General features: G+C 28.5%; 19 protein-coding genes, 1 tRNA gene and 1 pseudogene. 19 read left to right on the forward strand and 2 right to left on the reverse strand.

Annotated features, from left to right (window positions below; genetic code table 11):
* Positions 1-18: 18 nt before the first annotated feature.
* The 8 genes and pseudogenes from MBORA_RS06990 (at position 19) to MBORA_RS07025 (ending at position 9,821) form a co-directional block, all read left to right on the forward strand.
* On the forward strand, positions 19-2,757 hold the full coding sequence (locus MBORA_RS06990) for an Ig-like domain-containing protein (protein ID WP_042691958.1): 2,739 nt from the start codon (positions 19-21) through the stop codon (positions 2,755-2,757).
* Between the two features lie 229 nt (positions 2,758-2,986).
* Entirely contained in the window at positions 2,987-3,424 is a 438-nt protein-coding gene (locus MBORA_RS06995; RefSeq protein WP_042691955.1) for a hypothetical protein, read from the forward strand.
* A 51-nt stretch (positions 3,425-3,475) separates the two neighbouring features.
* Positions 3,476-3,549 (forward strand) — tRNA-Arg (locus MBORA_RS07000).
* Between the two features lie 20 nt (positions 3,550-3,569).
* Entirely contained in the window at positions 3,570-4,826 is a 1,257-nt protein-coding gene (gene truD / locus MBORA_RS07005) for a tRNA pseudouridine(13) synthase TruD (protein WP_042692184.1), read from the forward strand.
* 52 nt (positions 4,827-4,878) lie between these two features.
* Positions 4,879-5,271: a DUF126 domain-containing protein gene (locus MBORA_RS07010; protein WP_042691952.1), complete on the forward strand. Its 393-nt coding sequence runs from the start codon at positions 4,879-4,881 to the stop codon at positions 5,269-5,271.
* Positions 5,272-5,275: 4 nt separating this feature from the next.
* Positions 5,276-6,489 (forward strand): annotated as a pseudogene (locus tag MBORA_RS07015) (amidohydrolase family protein).
* Positions 6,486-7,280 (forward strand): nitroreductase family protein, encoded by a 795-nt coding sequence (locus MBORA_RS07020; RefSeq protein ID WP_063720446.1) that lies wholly within the window; start codon positions 6,486-6,488, stop codon positions 7,278-7,280. Before MBORA_RS07015 ends, MBORA_RS07020 begins: the two are co-directional and overlap by 4 nt.
* Before the next feature lie 48 nt (positions 7,281-7,328).
* Positions 7,329-9,821 (forward strand): heavy metal translocating P-type ATPase, encoded by a 2,493-nt coding sequence (locus MBORA_RS07025; protein ID WP_063720447.1) that lies wholly within the window; start codon positions 7,329-7,331, stop codon positions 9,819-9,821.
* A 4-nt stretch (positions 9,822-9,825) separates the two neighbouring features.
* Here the strand turns inward: MBORA_RS07025 and MBORA_RS07030 are convergent, their stop codons facing one another.
* Together MBORA_RS07030 and purB are read right to left on the reverse strand one after the other, a co-directional pair.
* On the reverse strand, positions 9,826-10,674 hold the full coding sequence (locus MBORA_RS07030; RefSeq protein ID WP_042692180.1) for a hypothetical protein: 849 nt from the start codon (positions 10,672-10,674) through the stop codon (positions 9,826-9,828).
* An 8-nt stretch (positions 10,675-10,682) separates the two neighbouring features.
* A complete protein-coding gene (gene purB / locus MBORA_RS07035; RefSeq protein ID WP_063720448.1) occupies positions 10,683-12,032 on the reverse strand; it encodes an adenylosuccinate lyase in 1,350 nt (449 codons plus the stop codon).
* Positions 12,033-12,154: 122 nt separating this feature from the next.
* On the opposite strand from purB, the gene MBORA_RS07040 reads away from it, so the two are divergent.
* From MBORA_RS07040 to MBORA_RS07090, 11 genes are all read left to right on the forward strand, one after another.
* On the forward strand, positions 12,155-12,358 hold the full coding sequence (locus MBORA_RS07040; RefSeq protein WP_042691950.1) for a helix-turn-helix transcriptional regulator: 204 nt from the start codon (positions 12,155-12,157) through the stop codon (positions 12,356-12,358).
* A complete protein-coding gene (locus MBORA_RS07045) occupies positions 12,358-13,056 on the forward strand; it encodes a DUF4013 domain-containing protein (protein WP_063720449.1) in 699 nt (232 codons plus the stop codon). The genes MBORA_RS07040 and MBORA_RS07045 overlap by 1 nt, the downstream gene beginning before the upstream one ends.
* 170 nt (positions 13,057-13,226) lie before the next feature.
* On the forward strand, positions 13,227-13,787 hold the full coding sequence (locus MBORA_RS07050; protein WP_157944493.1) for a CPBP family intramembrane glutamic endopeptidase: 561 nt from the start codon (positions 13,227-13,229) through the stop codon (positions 13,785-13,787).
* Positions 13,788-13,820: 33 nt separating this feature from the next.
* A complete protein-coding gene (locus MBORA_RS07055) occupies positions 13,821-14,222 on the forward strand; it encodes a hypothetical protein (protein ID WP_042691945.1) in 402 nt (133 codons plus the stop codon).
* Between the two features lie 280 nt (positions 14,223-14,502).
* Complete coding sequence (pcn, locus tag MBORA_RS07060) at positions 14,503-15,237, forward strand: proliferating cell nuclear antigen (pcna) (RefSeq protein WP_042691943.1); 735 nt, start codon at positions 14,503-14,505, stop codon at positions 15,235-15,237.
* A gap of 45 nt (positions 15,238-15,282) precedes the next feature.
* Positions 15,283-16,107, forward strand: a complete 825-nt coding sequence (locus MBORA_RS07065) for a DNA replication complex subunit Gins51 (protein WP_042691940.1) — start codon at positions 15,283-15,285, stop codon at positions 16,105-16,107.
* Positions 16,108-16,369: 262 nt separating this feature from the next.
* On the forward strand, positions 16,370-16,648 hold the full coding sequence (locus MBORA_RS07070) for a 50S ribosomal protein L44e (RefSeq protein ID WP_063720450.1): 279 nt from the start codon (positions 16,370-16,372) through the stop codon (positions 16,646-16,648).
* Between the two features lie 8 nt (positions 16,649-16,656).
* Entirely contained in the window at positions 16,657-16,836 is a 180-nt protein-coding gene (locus tag MBORA_RS07075) for a 30S ribosomal protein S27e (protein WP_042691937.1), read from the forward strand.
* A gap of 64 nt (positions 16,837-16,900) precedes the next feature.
* Positions 16,901-17,698 (forward strand): translation initiation factor IF-2 subunit alpha, encoded by a 798-nt coding sequence (locus MBORA_RS07080; RefSeq protein ID WP_042691935.1) that lies wholly within the window; start codon positions 16,901-16,903, stop codon positions 17,696-17,698.
* 6 nt (positions 17,699-17,704) lie between these two features.
* Positions 17,705-17,872 (forward strand): RNA-protein complex protein Nop10, encoded by a 168-nt coding sequence (locus MBORA_RS07085; protein WP_042691933.1) that lies wholly within the window; start codon positions 17,705-17,707, stop codon positions 17,870-17,872.
* 4 nt (positions 17,873-17,876) lie between these two features.
* Positions 17,877-18,650 carry a proteasome assembly chaperone family protein gene (locus MBORA_RS07090; RefSeq protein ID WP_042691931.1) on the forward strand — a complete coding sequence of 258 codons (774 nt, stop codon included), beginning with the start codon at positions 17,877-17,879 and terminating at the stop codon, positions 18,648-18,650.
* The last annotated feature ends 41 nt before the right edge of the window (positions 18,651-18,691 follow it).

Consider the following 18,691-nt stretch of genomic DNA (forward strand, 5'->3'; position numbering starts at 1 on the left):
ATGATAAAAGGTGATAATTTGAAGACATTTAAAATTTTTGTTTTATCAATGATTCTCCTATTAATTTGTTGTGTTGGGATAGCTAGTGCAACTGATAATAATGATTATTTAAACGATAGTGAATATGAAATTAATGATATTGATGAAAATGTTCTAAGTTCAGATAATCCTGATATTTTAGGTGATGATATTCAAGATTCATCTGAAAATGTCTATGAGATTTATGTTGGTTCGAATATTACAGAGGATGGAGGTAATGGATCTTATGAAAATCCTTTTGCAACACTAGATTTAGCATGTAGTGATGTTAATGGTAAAAATAATGTAAAGATTAATATTTTTGATGGAACTTATTATGTTGGTTCAAACTTAAAATTTAATACAAGTAATTTATTAATGCAGTCAATTAATGGAGGCAATGTTATTATTAAACCTGTTGGCAGTGAAAAAAATTCACAGTCATTGGGCTTTGTTTCCCAATATGCTAATTTTACATTTTCCAATATTACATTTGATGCAAATGTTACTGGTATTACTAGTGAGTCTTGGAACTGGTTTCGTGTAATAGAAGGTAAATTTATGGATGGTAAATTTTATAATTGCAATTTTTTAAATTTTAAAAATACAGTTGTTTTAAGTTACCATTCTCCTTTTGAATTTATAAAATGTAAGTTTAGTAACTTTAAACACCCTCTTTGGGGACATCGGTGGAATGTTAAAGCCGTATATAAATACTGCGTTTTTTTAGATCATCATGATGTTGTTTTTGGCCATATGTACACATCACAAATCGGCATGTTAAAGGATTGTTGGTTTGGTCAAAATACACTTCCAGATTATGCATTTCCTCTTCATGCATTCATGGAGAGTCAATCAGGAGCTTGGGTTGACAATACATGCATAGTTTCAAGATATGCTATATTTTCCATTTATGAAAACTACTTAGGAAACAACAAATACGAAATTGTTGGCAGGTTAATGTGGAACGACAGTACAATAGATGGGATTGAAAATTTAAGACCAATGAATGTAACTTTATCTTCAACTACTGGAGAAATAGCATCAACAGCGATTTTAGAAAATGGTACTTTTAAAGTGAGTTATACTGGTAATTCTTCAAATAATAAGGTTACTGCTAAATTGGATGAAGAAATAATAAATTTAAAATTTAACAACATAGTCATTGATGCAAGTTGTGAGAATGTCAATCCTTCTGAAAATGCTAATATTACAGTAACTTTACCTTCTGCTTTATCAGGTATTGTAAATGTAATTGTTAATAATAAAAGCTATTCTGTAGTTGTAAATGACTCATCTTTGGTTAATGTAATTATTGATGAGCTAGATGAGGGTAATTATACAGCTGAAGTTCATTTTACTAATAAAAATCATGTTAATGCTTTTATTTTAGTTAATTTTTCAGTGTCTAAAGTTGATGATTATCAAGTTTATATAATCGCTCCAAGTGAAATTAAAGTTGGTGAAAATGCAAGTATTATAATTGAAGCACCTGAAGATGCTACTGGTAATATTACCATTATAGATAAAGATAAAAATTACACAAAAGAATTAAATAATAATACTATTACTATTGATATTTCTGGTTTAGTTTTAGGCAATAATAATCTTATTGTAGTTTATTCAGGTAATAAAAAATACGCAGAAAAAACAGAAAATGTTATTGTAACTGTTGATAAATATGATCCATTTATTAATATTATAAGTCCAAAAGAAGCAAAAGTTGGTGATGATGTAGATATAAACATTAATTTACCAACAGACATTAATGGAAAAATCACTGTTGAAATAAATAACGAAAAACAAAATTTGACTATTATAAATGGTGTTGCAACTTTGAATATAAGTTTTTCTAAAGAAGGCCATTATGTTATTAGTGTAAATTTTTGGGGTAATGATAATTATTACTCAAGTGAAAATAAAACAAGTATTGATATCTCTAAGGTCATAAACAATATAAATGATATATTAAACATCAATACTTTTAAAGACAAAGAAAATCCCTACATTGCTATTAAGTTACCTGTTGATGCAACAGGTAATTTGACTGTTACTGTTGGGGGTAAAATTTATTTCAAAAATCTGGTAAAAGGAAGTGCTAAAGTCACAATACCTGACTTAACTCTAGGCAAACACAGTATCAAAATCGAATATTCTGGAGATGAAAAATACGAATCATTATCTAAAAACATGGTTGTATCTATAATAGCACCTAAATTAACTACAAGTAATTTAGCAGTGTATTATATGAGCGAAGCTAAATATAGTGTTAAATTAACAAAAGAAAACACAGCATTATCTGGAAAAACCATAACATTCTTAATAAATGGTAAAAAAATAGTGGCAAAAACTGATAAAAATGGATATGCTTCGTTTAAAATAAACTTAAAACCAAGCTCTAAAAAATACACAGTAACAAGCATCTACAATGGAATTAAAAAACTTAATAAAATAACAGTAAAAAGCATTTTAGTCGCCAAAAATTTAAAAGTTAAAAAATCAGCAAAAACACTTAAAATTAAAATATCTTTGAAAAAAATAAACAAAAAATATTTAAAAGCTAAAATAACTTTAAAGTTCAATGGTAAAACATACAAAGCAAAAACCAACAAAAAAGGCATAGCAACATTTAATATTAAGAAAAACATGCTTAAAAAATTAAATGTTGGCAAAAAATACACATACAAAGTAACTTGCCTAAAAGACAATATAAGTAAAAAAATTACAGTTAAAAAATAGGGATTAACATATCTCTATTTTATTTCATTTTCATCATAGTTTAAATAATCAGATTTTACAATAGCTATTTTATTTGAATTAACAATTATTTAAATCTTATTTTTAATATTTACTATCCCAAATAATTAGGTCTAATTTTTAATTATTCACATACTTTCAAAATTAAACATATCTGTGAAAATTCACACTTTCCAATTTTTTATTAGAAATAACAACAAATTTTTTATTCATGAAAGATAAAAAAGGAAATTTTTATATTTTCGATGCAATTTTGGCTTTAATTTTAGTTTTAATCGCTATTTTTATAGTTAACACAGTAATTTCCACGCCAGATCCATCATATTCAGATACAGCAAAAGATTTTAAAACAAGTCAAGACATCATGGAAACATTAAGTGGAAAAATCAATTTTACAGATAGGACATTTATAGAAAACATTTCAACAATACTTAAAGATGGTAAAAATTCTAAAGCTTCGATTCGTGAAGTTTCAGGCATTTGTAAAGAAAAATTTGATAGTATGAATTTTAAAAATTACAGATTTAGTGAAACAAATGCTCTAGACAATCAAATTTTAGCTAGTAAGGGTGATTACGCATTAGCCAGCAATATTTCAGTAGCTAGTCGTAGTTATGGTGAGTATTCTTATACTTTGTCTTTATGGTAATTATTAAATACTATAAACAACTTAAATCTATTTGTTATCTTATTTTGTTTTGCCCCGATGGTGTAGTTTGGATAACACATGGGACTGCGGATCCCATTCCCCGGGTTCAAATCCCGGTCGGGGCATTTATTTTTCCGTGATTATTATGTTAAACGCTAATACTTATGTAACCAGTCAAGAAGGCATTGGTGGAACAATTAGAAATAAATATGAAGATTTTCATGTTGAAGAAATTCCTGATGTTCTTCCAAATGGAGAAGGGCCTAATGTTTGGATTTGGATTGAAAAATTAGGAAGAACCACATTAGACGTTGTTTTAGATATTGCTCGTGATTTACACATTTCAAGAAAAAGAATGGGCTTTGCTGGAATGAAAGATAAAAAAGCCTTTACTCGTCAATGGATTTGCATAGTTAATATGGAATCGGAAGAGCAATTAAAAGAGGTTCAAAACCTAAATATTTATAAAACTGATTTTTTAAAAGTTGTTAGAGGTAGAAAAAAGCTTCGGATGGGTCAGCTTAAAGGAAATAAATTCAAAATTTTAATTAGAGATTTAGATGATATTGAAGGTAGTGCTAATATAGCTAATGAAGTTTTAAAAGAATTGGAACTTACTGGTGTTCCTAACTATTTTGGATGGCAAAGATTTGGCAAACCTAGAACAAACACTCATTTAGTAGGTAAAGCTTTAATTGAAAATGATTTAGCTGAAGCTGTTAGAAGATATATTGGAAACCCTTCAGAAGATGAAAATGAAGAAAATCAAAAAGCTAGAAAAGCCTATGATGAAGGAAGATTAAATGATTCTCTAGATTTGATGGGTAAAGGAATGCGTTATGAAAAAATGATGATAAAGGAATTGATTAAATCTTCTAAAAAAGGTGAACTAACAGATCAAGCTTATATCAATGCATTACATTCACTTCCAAAACCACTTCAAAGAATGTTTGTACATGCATATCAATCTTATTTATTCAATGATGCTGTTAGTAAAAGGGTAGCTATGGGTATTAATAAGTATATTGAAGGGGATATTTTAATAGATAATGAAGAAAAAATCGTTTATGATAAAATGACTAGTCAATGTCAAGATTTAATTAGTAAATTTGAAGTTAATCCAACCTGCCCATTATATGGAACGAAAGTGCCTTTTGCAGGAGGAAAAGTTGGAGAAATGGAAAAATCTGTTTTAAATAATTATAATTTAACAAAAGAAGATTTTAAAGTTCCAAAAATGCCTCGTTTAGGAAGTCACGGATTGAGAAGGGCCATGAGATTTCAAATTTGGGATGCATCAGCAACTCCCAAAGATAATGGTGTTTTATGCGAATTTTCTATTAATAAAGGATCTTATGCTACTGCAGTTCTTCGTGAAGTAATGAAAAAGGACGTTGTTTGATTATAAATTCATATTTTAAATAGTACTTTTAATAAAAATAATAAGTGATTTTATGATTGATTGTAGAAATATTGCAAAAGGAAAAGAAAAAGGTGAATTAATTGTTTCATCTGAGCCAATTAGTTTTTTAGGGGGAGTTGACCCTGAAACTGGTATAATAATTGATCCTAATCATGAACTTAAAGGAAAATGTATTAAAGATAAAGTTTTATTCATTCCTGGAGGTAAGGGTTCAACTGTGGGGTCTTATGTAATTTTTCAAATGAAAAAGAATAATACAGCACCTAAAGCAATTATTTGTCTTAATGCAGAACCTATTATAGCTACTGGAGCTATCATGTCTGACATTCCCATGGTTGATTCTCCTTCAAGCACAAAGGAATTAAAAAACGATGTTTTAGTTGAAGTAGATGGTAGTGGGGGTAAAATTAATATATTAGGCTGATTTTATGCAAACTCTAATTAAAAACGTAAATATTGTAAATCCTTTTGAGGAGTTAAAAACAAATCAAAATGTTTTAATAGATGATGAATATATTAAAGAGATTTCTTCTTCAAAAATAGCTACTAAAAATAATGTAAAAGTCGTTGAAGGGGAAGATAAGTATTTACTCCCTGGTTTTATCGATTGTCATACTCATATTTTGGCTCGTGGATTTCATAAAGAAGAAAACATGGTAAATCCATTAGTATTCATTTTTATAATGCTGTTCCTCATGCAACTCAAACATTAAATGCAGGCGTCACAACAATTAGAGATTGTGGTGGTGCTGATTTAAGTTTTAAATTAGCTCAAAAAAGAAAGTTATTTAAAGCTCCTAAAGTATTTTTATCAATTACTCCTTTAATCATGACTGGTGGTCATTTTGACTTATTTTTACCCTCTGGTTTTGATATGGAAATTATCTATCCCGGATTTCCTAAGGGGAGGTGTGATGGAGTTTGGGAAGTCTTGAAAAAGACAAGAGAAGTTAAAAGGGCTGGAGCAGATTTTATTAAAGTCATGTGTAGTGGAGGAGTTTTAACAACTAATAATTCGCCTGAATTTTCTCAATTTAACAAGGCAGAACTTAAAACTATAGTTGATGAGGCCGAAGTTAATAATATTGGAGTAGCAGCTCATTGCCATAGTTTAAAAGGAATAAATAATTGCATTGAATCAGGAGTTTCTTCAATTGAACATGGAACATTTATTGATAGAAAAACTTCTCAAAAAATGCTTAAAAACAATATAAGTCTTGTTCCAACATTGCTTGTTCATCAATTTTTATATAAACACGGTTTTCCAAAATGGGATAATTATGCTAGTGAAAAATTAGGAAAATTAAAGGAAATTGTAAAAGTACATAAAGAAAATATAACCATGGCTTATGAAGAGGGAGTTAATATTTTAATGGGGACAGATAGTGGTGTGATTCCACATGGTCATAATTTAGAAGAATTGACCTATCTTGTAGATATTGGAATGTCAGAAGTAGAAGCAATAGCTAGTGGAACTGTTAGAGCAGCTGAATTTTTAAATCAAAAAGATTTAGGATTGGTTAAGCCTGCTATGGTAGCGGATTTAATTTTGGTCAATGAAAATCCTTTTGAAGATATTTCTATTTTAGCTAATAATGATAATATATGTCATGTTTTTCAAGATGGTGTTTTGGTTAAATGAAACTTATTATAGATGATGATAACTGTATTGGATGTGGAATTTGCGCATCTGTTTGTATTAGGGATAATATAATAATTGTCGAGGGTGTTGCTTTAGAAACAGGCAGCAATTGTTTTGAATGTGGGCATTGTATGGCAATTTGCAAAAATAATGCTATTAACCTTAAATTATTTAAAAATCAAGAATATAGAATTATTGATCATGATTTTAAAGATATTCCTGTTGAATATGTTGATTTGCTTCGATTATATAAACAAAGAAGATCAATTCGCTGGTTTAAAAATAAAAAAATTGATAAATTAACTTTTGATAAATTATTTGAAGGGGCATATTATTCTCCGTCAGCTCAAAATGAACAGGATGTTGAATTTGTGGTTTTAGATGAAAAAACTGATGAATTTTTAGATCTTGTATATGATATTATAAAAGTTGAAGAAGATCAATTCTTTAGAATTAAAGAATTTGGGGAGTATTTAAAAGACAAATCCACTAAAAAATACAATCCTCTTTTATGGGGAGGCAAACAAATAATTTTAACATTTTCTAGTGATAAAACAAGTGCAGTTATAGCTAATACCAGAGTTGAATTATTGGCTTACTCATTAGGTCTTGGTGGTTTTTATTCATTATTTTTGTTAAAAGCTGATGAAATTGATCATATTAGATTAATGAAATTTTTCCCTCAAATTAATCCTGAAAAACACTTGTATTCGTCTTTTATAATTGGTTATCCAAAAATTAAATTTAGAAGAACTATTCCTCACAAAAAAATTAATGTTTCGTATCAATAAAGTTTTGTTTTCCTAAACTTTATAATGTAGTAAGTTATAGTTATTATCATGGTAAAATTAAAAGAAATGGATTTACCAATTGAAGGAATGCATTGTGCTTCATGTGTTCTCTCAGTTAATAAAACATTTGAGCGGGTAGAAGGTGTTGAGGCAGTTGATGCAGATTTGGCTTCAAACAAACTTCATATTACTGTAAATCCAAAAAAAATTACTTATGAGGAAATGGAGAGATTAGTTAAAAATTTAGGATTTGAACTCCATTCGGATGAAATGACGATAAGAATAGGTGGTATGCATTGTGCATCTTGTACAATGAACGTTGAAAATTATCTAATAAGATTAGATGGTATTTTTGATGTTAAAGCTGATTTAACTTCTCAAAGTGCTACTATTCGTTATGATAAATCTAAGGTTGAAATTAGTGAAATTGAAGAGGTTCTAAATAAACTCGGCTTTGAGCTTTTAGGAATTGAAGGTCAAAGTGACATAGATGAGGAGGCAATTTACCAACAAGATTTAAAAGATAAGTTAAATAGGGTTGTCATTGGTTTAATAGCTTCAGCTATTTTAATGATCTTAATGTTTACAATGATAGATCCACTAAGTGGGCCAGTTAATGCATTAAACAAATCATTAGGAATTCATATATCTTCAATGGGATTACTTTCATTAATTGTAAGTATTGCTCCTTTTTTATATGTGTCTCTTCCTACTCTTAAAGCAGGAATTAATGGACTTTTACATAAAAATTTAAATATGGATGTAATGTATTCAATGGGTATTCTTGTTGCATATATATCTAGTATTCTTGGGACATTTAATATTGTATTAAATCATACTTTCATGTTTTATGATTCAGCAGTAATGCTCCCTTCTTTTTTACTTATAGGAAGATATCTTGAAGCTAGGGCTAAAAAACACACTTCTGATTCTATACGCGAATTAATTGGTCTTCAACCGACAGTAGCTACTTTAATAGAATTAGATGAAAGTGGAAATATTTCATCCCAAAAAGAAGTGTCAATTGCAGATATTAGTATTGGAGATGTTTTACTTGTAAAACCTGGTGAAAAGATTCCGGTTGATGGTGATGTAATTGGAGGGGAATCATATGTTGATGAGTCAATGATTAATGGTGAGCCAATTCCTAAAGTTAAAAAAGATGGTGAGGAAGTATTTGCAGGTACTATAAATCAAGATGGAATTTTACATATTTTGGCTCAGAAGATTGGAAAAGAAACCGTGTTGTCTAATATAATTCGATTAGTTGAAAAAGCTCAAAGTTCAAGACCTCCAGTTCAAAAATTTGCAAACACGATAGTATCTTACTTTATTCCAGTAATTCTTACAGTAGCTATTGTTGTTTTTTTAATGTGGTACTTTGTACTTGGTGCATCGTTATTATTCTCTTTAACATGTTTAATTTCAATTTTAGTCGTTGCTTGCCCTTGTGCTTTAGGTTTAGCTACTCCGACTGCAGTAACTGTTGGGGTTGGAAGAGCTGCAGAATTTGGAATTTTAATTAAAAATGGAGATACCTTAGAAAATGCAGGCCAAATTGATGTAGCCGCATTTGATAAAACTGGAACTATTACAGAAGGTAAACCTGAAGTTGATGATATTATAACTTATGATATTTCTGAAGATGAATTAATTAAACTTGCAGCTAGTATAGAGCAAAATTCAAACCACCCTATTGCTAAAGCTATTACAAATAACGCAAAAGAACTAGGCATTGATTTGTATCAAAGCGAAGAATTTGAAAATATTACAGGTAAAGGTTTAAAAACAGAAATTGAAGGTAAAAAGATTTTAGCAGGCAATCTAGCTTTAATGACCTTGGAGGGAGTTGATGTTTCCCAGGATATTTTAAATACTTATCATAATTTAGAAAACCTTAGTAAAACAATAATATTTTTAGCTGAGGATGATTCAATTAAAGGTATTTTAAGCTTATCTGACAAAATTAAATCTACTTCTAAAAGAACAATCGATGAACTACATAAAATGGGTGTTAAAACATATATGCTTACAGGAGATAATGAAAGCACAGCACTTAATGTAGCTCGTGAAGTGGGAATTGATAATGTAAAAGCAGGTGTTCTTCCTGAAAACAAATTAGATATTGTAAAAGAAACTCAAGCAAACAATACTAAAAAAGTTTTATTCGTTGGAGATGGGATTAATGATGCTCCTGCATTAACACAAGCAGACATTGGTGTAGCTATGGGTAATGGTACGGATATTGCCATGGAAAGTGGAGACATAGTTGTAATGGAAGGGGATTTAGAAAATGTTGTTGCTGCAGTGCAATTTTCTAATAAAGTTATGAGAAGAATAAAGGAAAATATTTTCTGGGCTTTTGCTTATAATTCGGTTTTAATTCCGGTTGCAGCAGGAATATTATATCCAACATTTGGAATTACATTCAACCCAGCATTTGCAGGTCTTGCAATGGCAATGAGTTCAGTAACAGTTGTTACATTATCTCTTGCACTTAAAAGATATGTCCCTGAAATAAAAAAAGAAAATTTAAATTAATTAATCATTGATTAATTAATTCTATTTTTAATTTTCCAAGTCTTGGAGCTAAGAAATTATAGAAAATAGCTACTAAAGCACTATCAATAAATCCATTTACAAATCCACCAATGATGGTTCCAATAGCTATGTTAGTTGCGCCACCACTAATTATCATTATGATTGCTAAGATAACATTTAATATTCCATATATAATTGAAAATACAATAGCTAATTTTAAAACACTAATTGACTCAATTGTGGTAATTCCATTTTCTTCACTTAAAGTTAGTAACACTCCCCTACCTTTACTTGCAAGAATATTGTAAATATAAGTTCCAAGTAGTGTAAATACAAAGGTTATAATGAAGGTTCCTAAAATCATGTAAGCTACTGTTAATGGATTGTTAACTATTAATAATACGCTGTACATGCTATAAGCCAACATTGTTTGGCCAGAATAAAGTAATGTTTGCATTATGCTATTTATCATCAAAGGAAGAATAAACATTGATGCTAAATATATTAAAATAACATATATTGTTGAAATAATTGCGATTATAGTTGCAGTTGAAGTAGTAGAAATCTTACTAATTTCATTTTTATCATTAAATTCAATTTTTATATTGTTCAATCTTTTTGATAAAACATTATAAAGATATCCAATTAAAAAATTAGAATAAATTGAAATCATAAACGTAGTGACGATTATTGTGGGAATTAGATATAGTAAAACTTTGATATTATTTGCAGAGGTTGTTACAATTCCAAGCATTATAATAATAGATACTATAACTGAAAAAAGAACCGCAATTCCAGTTGAAATAATAGTAAGTCTTGATATATCAATTGATTTTAACTCTTTTATATTCATTTTATCACCTAAAACCATTTTTTAGATTTTTCTAATAGTTCCTCTATAATAATTGTAGTAGATCCTATATATGTGTGTGGGTCCATTATTTTTTCAACATCCTTTTCTGTTAAGTATTTTTGAACATCTTGGTCTTTTAGAATTAACTCTCCAAGTAATAATTTTTCTTTATTAGCTTTAATCGCGTTTTTCCTTACAATTCCATAAGCAGTTTGTTTTCCCATTCCTGCACGTGTAAGCTCAGCCATTAATCTTTCAGCCATGATTAATCCATTTGTCATGTTTAAGTTTCTTTCAATGTTTTCATCATAAAATACAAGATTAGACATTAATTTAATAGTTAAATTAAGAATGTAATCGGTTAAGATACAACTTTCTGGAAACATTATCCTCTCACAAGATGAGTTAGTTAAGTCTCTTTCATGCCAAAGAGGATTATTATCTAATGCAGCATTTACATATGATTTAATGATTCTTGCAACACCACAAATCCTCTCAGCAGTAATTGGATTCATTTTATGTGGCATTGTTGAACTTCCAACTTGTTTTTCTGGATCAAAATATTCTCCAACTTCTGCAAGTTCGGTTCTCTGCAAACTTCTAATTTCAAGACCAATTTTATCAAGAGTACTTGCAATATTAGCTAACACACTAATAAATTCCACATGATTGTCTCTTTGAACAACCTGATTGGTAATTGTTGCTGCAGGTAAACCTAAGATTTCTGCAACACATTTATGAATTTCCCATCCTTGTTCGCCTAAAGCTGCTGTTGTACCTACTGCTCCATCCATCATACCAATACAAACATTTCCTTCAGCATGTATTAGTCTATCATATTGTCTGTGAAGTTCATCTGCCCAAATACCAAATTTCATACCATAAGTTGTTGGAAGTGCATGTTGGCCATGTGTACGTCCAATACAAACTTTCATTTTATTTTCTTCAGTTAATTTAAGCATTATTTTTGTTAATCTTTTTAGTTTTTCTTTTAATACTTCAATAGAATCTTTTATAAGCAATGAATTTGAACTATCTACAATATCATTAGATGTAGCTCCAAAATGAACATATTCTCCTGCACCATTTTCACATACTTCAGTTATTCCTTTTGATAATGCAGCAATATCATGGTTAGTTTCAGCTTCGATTTCATTTACTCTTTCTAATTTTACATATTTGGTATTGGCCTTTGAGGCAATTTCATCAGCAACTTCTTTTGGGATTATTCCAAGCTTTCCTTCAGCCTGAGCAAGGGCAGATTCAACATCTAACATTCTTTGTAGTTTATTTTCGGATTCCCAAATATTTTTCATTTCAGGAGTTCCGTATCTAAATTCAATTGGGTGTATAGCCATTTCATATCATCTCATTTTAATCAATTAAAATACTATTATATTAGTTCAATACTTTATATTTTAACAAAAATATTTATTATACTTATTTAAAATTATTATATATTATTGAATTTGGTGATAATTTGGAAACAAAAATTAGACAGTTACGTCAGGAAAAGGGCATAACTCAACAGGCTTTGGCCGATTCATCTGGTGTAACACGTCAAACAATAAACGCTTTGGAAAATGCAAGATATAATCCTTCCTTATTATTAGCTTTTAAAATAACAAAAATATTAGGTAAAGAATCTATTGAAGATGTTTTTATTTTGAAGGAGGAAGATTAATGATATTAGATATTTATAAAGATTCTTTTGAATTTTCTGCAAAAAAAATTACCACCTTGTTGGTAATGGGAGTTTTATCATTCTTTGGTTTTTTAATAATTCCATTAATTATTGTTACAGGATATAATTATAACGTAATTAAATCTTCTATCGAAGGAATGATTAATGGAGGGGATGTTCCTCCTGAAATTGAGGGATTTAAGTCACTTTTTATTAATGGATTAAAGTATTGTGTGGTTATTTTTTGTTATAATTTAATTCCATTTATTCTTTTAGCTGTTAATTTCCAATATCCACATATTGGTCTTATATTATTGAGTTTAATCTTAATTTTCATTGGAGGTATTGGAATATTTATTGCAATTCCTCACATGGCTTCAAATGGGGATTCTTTAAAATCAGCATTTAGTTTTAAAGAATTAATTAGTATTATTAAATCAATTGGTGTTTTAAATTTCATTGGATCCTATATTGGAATTTTAATTATTAATTTTGCGATTATTTTAGTTGTATCTCTTATACTAATTGCAATCTTTTTAATTTTAGGATTAACTACCTATGTTTTTTCAACTGAAGGGTTATTGGCAATTTCTGCATTTGGTAATCTTGTGTTATTCTTTGTTATAACATTTATAGTCAGTCCGTATATGTCTTTATTTTATGATAGATGTTGTGGTTTAATTTATAATATGCGTTAGTAGATATAATGTCTTTATTTAATGAAAAACTTGAGCAAATTAATTTAATTGGATTGTTAATTTTAATTATTTTACTTTGCTTAGTTTATTTTTTATTAGATTTTTTTAATATTTCTCTTAATTATCAATTGATTAATATTTGTGTTATTTTCTATTTTGTTATTTGTCTATTGCCTTTTCGTAGTGGGTTTAAAGATGAAATTCAAAATATTTTCTCTAAAGTAGCATTTAAATATGTTTTACTCATTGTTGGGGTGAATATATTCTTTTCTTATGGTATGCTTTATTTAAGTGGTGCTGTTATAGAGTATTTACCTATTAAATCTGCTCTTTTTGGAGGAGTTATTGCTACGGTTTTTATTTCCCCAATTTTTGAAGAATTGTTGTTTAGAGGAGTATTTTTTAATAAATTGAAGCTAATTGTTCCAGTTCATTATGCAATTGTTATTTCTTCAATAATTTTTTGCATGTTTCATGGTTATGGGAGTTATGTCTCTGCTTTTGTTTTTGGAATGTGTATGGGGATTCTTTATATTAAGAGTAATAATATCTTACTTCCTATTTTAGCCCATTTTTTAAATAATTTAATTGCAGAATTAATGGCGTTTATTGATTCAAGTAATTTAATTTTCACAAATTCAATTATTATAATAATATTTTCTATATTAGCTATTGTATCTGCTTTTATGATTTTTAAATCTATTTTTAAAGAATTAAATATTCTTAAATAATAGTGTAGTTATATTAATTACTAGGTGTTTTAGATGGATATAAGAAAAATAGGTTTAGTTCTTATTTTTGTTGGCATTGCATTATCAGTTATTTTCATAGATAATCATGATTATTTGGTTGTTGCTTTAACAATTACTGTTTTAGGATTATTTTTAGTTGTTGTAGGTTACATTGAAGAGATCAAAAAAGCCAAACTTGTTAATGATAAATTAAATGAGGATATTCCGAGAATTATTCAACCTTTAATTACCAAATATTCTAATTTAAATAAAGATTATAAAATACAATTTGAAGATGATGAGTATAAAGTCAAAAGAATTCAATTAAATCAAGATTTAGAAAAAGAACTTACTCATAACCTTCCTTATTTGGAAAGTAGGGATATTAAAAAGATTGTCATCGATTTTAATAAGGAACAAGATAAAATGAATTAATATATGTGTATGTGTAAGTAAATAAATGATATTTACTCTAAAACATACTTTTAAATTACTTTCATGATATTTAATTATTAAAAGAATTCATTTTAATATCAGTATATTTGACGAATTTATCAATATATTAAATGAAATTTTCGTGTCATGTGTTAGTTGGGATTTTATGAAAAATCTTAAACTTGATAAAAAAACTCATATAATAGGTTTATAAATAATAAAAATATAAATATAATTATATTTTATTTAAATTTATTAATCATAAATTAGAGGATTATTTATGTTTAAGGCAGAATTAAGCGATTCTAATATACTAAAAACAAGTTTTGATGCTATTTCATCTATCGTTGATGAAGTACAAATCCAAACTGATAGTGAGGGCATGAGACTTGATGCTCTAGACCGTAGTCACATAACATTCGTACATTTAGAACTTAAAGCATCTTTATTCGATGAATATGTATGTGATGTTCCTGAAAAAATTAATATTGATACTGATGAATTTATGAGGGTACTTAAACGTGCTAAATCTCAAGACAGAGTTTTAATGTCTGTCGATGATAATAATTTCATAATTACTTTTGAAGGGGATGCAACTAGAACTTTCAAAATAAGGCTTATTGATATTGAGTATGATAACCCAACTCCGCCACAAATTGATCATCCAACTTCGTTTAAAGTTCGTTTTTCAATTTTAAAAGATTCTATTAATGATATAGATATATTTTCAGATAAAATTGCTTTGGAAGTTGATGAAGATTACTTTATAGCTTCTGCAGATGGTGATTTTGGGGATGCAAGTATTAAATATCTTCATGGTGAAAATATAAATGAACATGTAAAATCTTTATTTTCATTAGAAAAGATTAGAGAGATGCTTAAAGCAGATAAATTTTCAGAAGAAGCTGAAATTAGGTTAGGCAGTGACATGCCATTAAGTTTAATTCTTAACATGGTAACTGGTGATGGTAATCTTAGTTTCTTGCTTGCTCCAAGATTAGAATCAGATGAATAATTCATTTGTTTTATTTTTTTTTTAAATTTTAAGAGATGGTATTAAGTGGATCAGTTTTATCAAACTTTACGTAAAATTCAGAAAAAAGAACGTAATAATGGTACGTTAGCTCGTGTAGAAGAGACTTTTTATCCTGATATTCATAACTATTTGGATAGTTTAAAACAAAAAGCAATGACTGATCCTTTTTCCAACGCACATGGATTATTAAAAGAAGCTCAAATTATAGCTACTGAGATTTGTGAGAGAAGAGAACATAAAATCACTGATGCTGCTGTTGTTAATATCCACAGATCGTATAGTTTATTTATTGGTGAACCTCAGTTTGATTTAATTGATACAACTCCGTTAAATTTAACTCCTGAAGAAGAAAAGTTCTATTTTTCAATCATTGATACTTTAAAAAATCATAGGGAAAATATTTCATTAGAAAAGTTATCTGAAGATACAGAAGTTAAACCTAAAAAAGAAGTAATATCAAAGCAAACAAATACTTTAGATACAAAAATTCAAAGTAAAACTAAATTAGAAAATGATGATAGATTAAATCGTTTAGATGAAATATCTAAAGCTAAACCGATTGTGGAAAAAAGAGAAACAATTGAAAAACAAATAGCAAAAAGTAAAGTTTCTATTGAGGAAAATCCTAATGCTCATGATGGGTATAATGAATTCATTGATTTAGAATCTAAAAAAATAGCTAAAGACTCAGAACTCGTTAAAATGATAGTTTTTGATGATGTAGGAGCTATTGTCGGTGTTGATGAGAAGATATATGGTCCATTTAGACCACAAGATATAGTTATTATTCCAAAAATTAATGCAAAAATTTTTGTTAAAAATAGAAAAGGTCGTCTTGTAAAAGTTTGATATTTTCCATTGCTGTCAATCTAATGGTTTTCAATAACTTTAAATATTGTAATAAATAGATATATTAATCGTATCTATTTGTGATAATAAAAAATTATATTTTTTTATAATTTGGATTTCTGCTGAGTGTAGACTTGATGCGTTACAATACAGTTTTAATCTCTAACGTTTTTTCAAATTAGAATTTAGATAAATTCACTGATAGGTTTAAAATGATTTATTAATTAAAAGCACTCTAAGAGTGTTTAATGATGGTGGAAAAATGAAAATACCAAAAGAAAAAAGAACTTACTGTCCACATTGTAAAAGACACACAATTCATGAAGTTCACACTGCTAAAAAAAGAAAAGCTAGTGAATTAAAATGGGGACAAAGACAATTTAGACGTGTTACTGCTGGTTACAGAGGTTACCCAAGGCCTTTACCTGCTGGAAACAAACCTGTTAAAAAATTAGACTTAAGACTTAAATGTAAAGAATGTGGAAAATCTCACATTAAACAATCTTTCAGAACAGGAAAACCTGAATTTGTAGCTAAATAGGTGGTAATATGGTTAGTAAAGGTAGAGGAAACTTTTTAAAAGTTAAATGTTTAGATTGTGATAATGAACAAATTATCTTTGATCGTGCTGCATCTGATGTAAAATGCATTATCTGTGGTAAAACTCTTGTAAAATCTCGTGGTGCTAAAGCTAAAATTACAGCACATATTGAAAAAGTTTTAAACTAATTTTTTTTAGTTTTAACTTATTTTTTTACTTTTTTTATAATTTTTATTTAATGTTGGTGAGTGTATGGTAAGAAAAAGTCAAGAATGGCCTGATGAAGGAGAACTTATTGTTGGTACTGTTTATAAAGTTCTTAATTATGGGGCATTTGCTAAATTAGAAGAATACCAAGGAAAAGAAGCTTTTATTCACATTTCTGAAGTATCTTCTGGTTGGGTAAAAAATATTAGAGATCATGTAAGGGAAAATCAAAAGATTGTCTGTCGTGTTCTTAGAGTAAATCCTAAAAAGGGGCATGTTGATGCATCTTTAAAAAGAATTCGTGAAGATCAAAGAACTAAAAAAATCCAGCACTGGAAAATTGAGCAAAAAGCTGAAAAGTTCTTAGAATTAGCTGCCAAATCATTAGATAAGAATTTAGATGATGCTTATGAAGAAGTAGGTTATGAGCTCATGGATATCTTTGGTGATGTTTATGGAGCTTTTGAAACTGCTGCTGATGAAGGTATAAAATCTCTTATTGAAGAAGGAATTCCTAAAGATTGGGCTGAAGCTATTGAGGATGTAGCTAATAAAAATATCACTCCTCCTGAAGTTCATATTAGTGGTTATGTAGATATTGAAACATTTGTGCCTAATGGTGTTGATGTTATTATTTCTGCATTAAAAGCTGCTGAAGATAATGGGGATGATGAAGAGGAAATTAAAGTTCAATGTGTAGGAGCGCCTAGATACAGAATCACAGTAAAATCAAGTGATTATATTTTAGCTGAAAAGGCTCTTAAATCTGCAGCTGATAGGTGTATTGCTGTTGTAGAAGAATCAGAAGGAAATGGTTCTTTTTTAAGGGAATTAGATAACTAGATTCTTATGAACATGAAAATGAATAAATGTCCTGAATGTGGAATTTATACTTTAAAAAATGCTTGCCCTAAATGTGGAGGTAAACTTAAAGTTATTTATCCTCCAAAATTTTCTGTTGAGGATAAATATGGAAAATATCGTCGTATATTAAAAAAAGAATCAATGAAGGGGTAGTTTTATGAAAACTATTGAAGTTAATATTTTGGAAGAAATAGAATTAGATAATCCTATTTTTATTGAAGCTTTACCAGGTATAGGTCATGTTGGTAAATTAGCAGCGGATTATATGATTGATGAGTTAAATGCAATTAAATTTGCTGAAATTTATTCTCCTACTTTTCCACCTCAAGTTTTGGTGAAAGAAGAAGGAATAATTGAAAATATGATTAATGAATTATATTATATTGAAAATCTTGGTGAAGATGATGCTGATATAATTTTTCTAGTTGGAAATACTCAAGCATTAGCTCCTGATGCTCAATATTTGGTATGCAAGGATATTTTAGATTTTATTCTTGAACATTTTGATATTAATAGAATGTATACTTTAGGAGGAATTGCTACTGGCCAACCTGTTGAAGAAGTTAAGGTTTTTGGAGCAGCCACCACTCCTGAATCTATTGAATTATTAAAAGAAGCAGACATTGTTATTCGTTCTAATGATGGGGGTATTGTTGGTGCTTCTGGTGTATTTTTAGGATTAGGAGCTCGTTTAGGTATTCAAGGATCTTGTTTAATGGGGGAAACTTTAGGTTATTACATTGATGCTGAAGCTGCTGAGGCCTTACTAAAAAAATTGTCAATTTTACTTAATTTTGAAATTAATGTTGATAAATTAGATGAAAGAGCTGAAGAAACTAGAGAAATGATAGCTAGAGCCCAAAAAATGGAACAGGATTTAATTAATAGGGCAAATGCTGGAAATTCTGACGATTTAAGATATATTGGATAATTCAATTATCCTATTTACTTTTTTTTTAATAAACTTAATAT

The sequence above is a fragment of the Methanobrevibacter oralis genome (assembly GCF_001639275.1).
GTDB classification, from domain to species: domain Archaea; phylum Methanobacteriota; class Methanobacteria; order Methanobacteriales; family Methanobacteriaceae; genus Methanocatella; species Methanocatella oralis.